This window comes from Lachnobacterium bovis DSM 14045 (assembly GCF_900107245.1).
Taxonomy (GTDB): Bacteria; Bacillota; Clostridia; order Lachnospirales; family Lachnospiraceae; genus Roseburia; species Roseburia bovis.
Genome location: NZ_FNPG01000049.1, coordinates 1 through 3,813 on the forward strand (window position 1 = coordinate 1; position 3,813 = coordinate 3,813).

The 3,813-nt window shown below is 27.5% G+C and carries 5 protein-coding genes and 1 pseudogene; all 6 read right to left on the minus strand.

Annotation, left to right across the window (positions count from 1 at the left end; translation table 11 throughout):
* Nucleotides 1-413 (minus strand): ATP-binding cassette domain-containing protein (locus tag BLV79_RS12235; protein ID WP_159429366.1); only part of this gene is annotated, 413 nt, incomplete at its 3' end.
* A gap of 224 nt (nucleotides 414-637) precedes the next feature.
* Complete coding sequence (locus BLV79_RS12240; RefSeq protein WP_074719255.1) at nucleotides 638-1,360, minus strand: hypothetical protein; 723 nt, start codon at nucleotides 1,358-1,360, stop codon at nucleotides 638-640.
* A complete protein-coding gene (locus BLV79_RS12245; protein ID WP_074719256.1) occupies nucleotides 1,360-2,079 on the minus strand; it encodes a hypothetical protein in 720 nt (239 codons plus the stop codon). Before BLV79_RS12245 ends, BLV79_RS12240 begins: the two co-directional genes overlap by 1 nt.
* Nucleotides 2,079-2,900 carry a hypothetical protein gene (locus tag BLV79_RS12250; RefSeq protein ID WP_074719257.1) on the minus strand — a complete coding sequence of 274 codons (822 nt, stop codon included), beginning with the start codon at nucleotides 2,898-2,900 and terminating at the stop codon, nucleotides 2,079-2,081. Before BLV79_RS12250 ends, BLV79_RS12245 begins: the two co-directional genes overlap by 1 nt.
* A gap of 3 nt (nucleotides 2,901-2,903) precedes the next feature.
* Nucleotides 2,904-3,593: a hypothetical protein gene (locus BLV79_RS12255; RefSeq protein WP_074719258.1), complete on the minus strand. Its 690-nt coding sequence runs from the start codon at nucleotides 3,591-3,593 to the stop codon at nucleotides 2,904-2,906.
* Nucleotides 3,586-3,813: pseudogene (locus BLV79_RS12835) on the minus strand (hypothetical protein); the annotation flags it as partial. The gene BLV79_RS12255 and the pseudogene BLV79_RS12835, both read right to left, overlap by 8 nt.

A 3,813-nucleotide genomic window follows, 5' to 3' on the forward strand; every position in this document is an offset into this window, starting at 1 on the left:
CGTTGTCTCATTCCTAAAGAAAATTTACGGATTAAAGTTTGTTCTTTTCCTTTTAGCCCAACTCTTTCTATAGCATTTTCTATTTCAATGTCACCAATTTCATTTTTTATAGAAGCGAGTGTTTTTAGAGTTGCTTTAAGAGTGTAGTTTTTCCAGAACATAGGATTTTCAATTAAAACTCCAACTTTAGGAGGAAAATCAATATCTTTATGAATAATTTTTCCATCTATTATAACGTTACCAGTTGTAGGAACAATTAATCCGGCAATTGCTCTTAATAGCATAGTTTTTCCGCAACCATTATGACCTTGTATTCCATATATTTTTCCTTTTTGGAATTCTATGTTAATGTTATCTAATACTATATTTCCCTTTATTTTTTTTGTTAGATTCTCTAACTTTATATATTCCATATTCAATTCCTTTCTTTTACTAACATTTTTCATCACTAAAACCTTTTTTTTAAAAATTGTTATTTTCAGAATCTTTCTAAGACGATTAAAATAAAAGCTTAGGAGATTGTGAAATATCATACACTACAAACTGTATCACTACAAGTATGAAATTTCAAGTTTTGTAACGAAAAGTATTTGTATAAATTATTTGTATGAGATAACAAAAGGAATAGCAGAATCTGCTATTCCATTAAAATAAGTTCTTTTTTTAGTTTAAATAATGCGTTAAATAATATCATGAAAGCTAAAAATACTACAATTTGTATTCCCAAACATTGCAATGACATCCATAAATCCATTTGAATCCTGTGCTCTAGTAAAACTCCGTTAATTAATAGATATTTTTGAAAAGGTGCATTATTAATTATCAAGATAACCTGAGATAATTCCAGAAATAATGCTATAATTATTGCTAAACTAGATGAAAGGATTAAGGATAATAAATTAATAAATACACAAATAAAGCACATAAATACACATATGTTAATTGAGTCAATGGCAATTAAACATAATGAGTAAGGGGTGATTTTAGCTCCAATGCCAAAGCTGATAGCTAGTACAACCACAATCATACATAAAGTGGAAATAATAACTTCCCTAACAAGTTTTACAACTTCCTTATTAATTACAGAATTAACTTTTGAAGTTCTTGTAAAGATCAAAGGAACGTTGCTTTTGATATTATCCTCAAAAGTTGTGGCAAAAACAAAACAACACACTACTTGTGGAAAAATCCAAATCATAGTGTTTATTAATGTGTTAGTAAAAGATTCACTTGAAGATATTGGAATTGAACCTAAAACATTTACAAAAAATTCATAAATATTTCCACTTTTATCAGCAGTTAATAATCTTGCAATCAAGTATAAAAAACCGGCACAAGCCAATGTGATTTTTTTATTCATTATTCTAAGCTCCTTTTAAGAAAATCTATCCTTTTTAAAATAATGCATGTGATGGCTAATATTACAAAAAAAAGCATACAATTTTTCAGTATTGATTCAAATCCTTCTAAAAGAGTAAAGTTTTTTAATCCAATATCCGAACCAAGAAACATATTGTGATAAATGGAGTATATATATTTTTTTATACCTAAAAAGGCTATTTTTTCTTGAACACCTTCAGTTATAATGACTATTCCCCATGTCAAAATAATAGCCAACACTCGACTTTTAAGAAGGAAGAACAACGCAATTGTAAGTTCTCCTAATATCAGCCATCCAGGTACTTGAGCCAATAATTTTAGTAAAGATGAAATAAAAAAATTTGAAGTATATTCGCCCATAGTACCTGTTATATGTCTTTTTATTTCAAAAATATGGTTTATTCTAATTGCGATAATATATATTATAGAAAAAATACTTGCTGTTTTAAAATTAGCAATATTAGCCCTTAATACAAGTTTAATTCTATTTTTTTCTCTGACAATTCTTGTAGAATCCATTAAATTTTCAATATCGCTAGAGATATTGAAAATGTAAAGGAATGCTAGTAAAAGAGTAAAAACTTCTCGCCTCCATATCATTACGTTTTCTTTAAACAAAGCTATATCAAAAAGGATTATAAAAATATAGAAAGAAAAAAATATTATTTTTTTATAGTTCTTTAGTAAATATTCAATCACTAATATATGTCCTCCCTCTTTGTTCCAATGTAGATGCCGATTGCTCCTGTAATAATGAAAAACCCTAAAAGTGTTAATGTAGGTATAACTTCCTTGAATGTATAGGTAGAAGAATAGAGACCTATTCGCGTCCAAGCATTAGTAGAGTTAGTGAGTCTTTCTATTATTACAGATAAGATTTCAAATGCCGTCATTATTATGAAAGGAGCAACTATAACATGAGTTTTTTTAAAAAACTTAAACATATGTGATAGGCCATATCCAAACCATGCAAAAACACCAGCTACAATTCCTCTATAAAGCATAGTTAGAGCCATGTATAAAATAGGATGATATTTTAAGATATCTTCAAAGATACAATAATTAGAACTTGATAGTATTGTTTCTTCAGGAAGACAATAGTAATTATTTCCTCCTTTAGGTATAAATAAATTAACTAATAATAAATTGACTAACAAGGCAGTAAAAAAAACTACGCATGAAATGATTGCAACTGCTAGCCCTTGTTTTATAAGTTGTTTTTTTCTACTTATTCGCGTATAAATACATGGAGTAATTTCATTATTATGCTCTTCAATTGCTATAGAAGAACCAATATAGCAACTAATAAGGGGAAGTAATAGAGAAAAAAATAATTCAGTTGGAGAATGGGTAATGTTATTTAATACGTATAGATTGCTAGGAGAGTGAATATCACTATATTTAAACCCTTTATATAATTGAAGTGTATATATAAAATTTCCACATACTGCAATTAATAATACCAAAAAAGCAATACATAATTCATTTCTATTTAATAGTTTTTTTATTTCAAATTTCATAAGCTACACCTTCTTTAAAATATCATTTATGTTTTTTTTGTTACTATCGTAAAATTCAACAACGTTAGGATCCAACGTGAATGAATCATAATTTTTCAAATTTTTATATTTTAATAAAGCATTTTCGGAGTGTTTTTGTGTCATTAAAAAACATTTACCATCTACAGTATCATTTGTAACGTGATATTTGCTTATACTTCCAGTGGTTAAAACATAGGTATTATCATATTTACCATACATATCACCGGGATATTTCCTCAGAAAAACAATATAATCTTCGCCATTGTTAAATAAAAGAGCTCCATCTCCACCATACATTTTCTTTTGATATATACAAACAGATTCAATCAGTTTTATTGTACTTTCAGTAACTTTTCCCTTATATATTTCTTTTACTCTTCCCTCAACATAACAGGATTGGTAAGTTTTATTATGCACAGCATTTTTACTGATATTTATTCGAACAATTACGTCAGCATTACTATATAATGAATTAAAAGTTCGTATCTCTGCTGGGGTTTTTAGTTCGTGGTTTAGCATTTCGTTATAACTTATTCTATAATTAAAGACGTCTTTGGGAGTAATAAGCAAATCATTTTTCCATGTTTTTTTTATAGTTATACCAAAAAAAAGACTAGCAACAATCATTATAAGAGTCACTAATCCATAAAGTAATTTTGTACTTTTATGCACTTAAGTCATCTCCCTTTTTGTTGTATTTAGTTTGTTTTTTCAAAATCTTTCCATTTTCCATTGTAATCGTTTCATCGCATAAATCGGTTAACCATTCTAAACTATGGCTAACAACAATTATAGTAGTTCCATTTGATTTTTCTTCTTTTAAGATTTGTTCTAAACGTTGATTTCCATCAGTGTCTAATGCATTTGTAGGTTCGTCTAATAATAATAAATC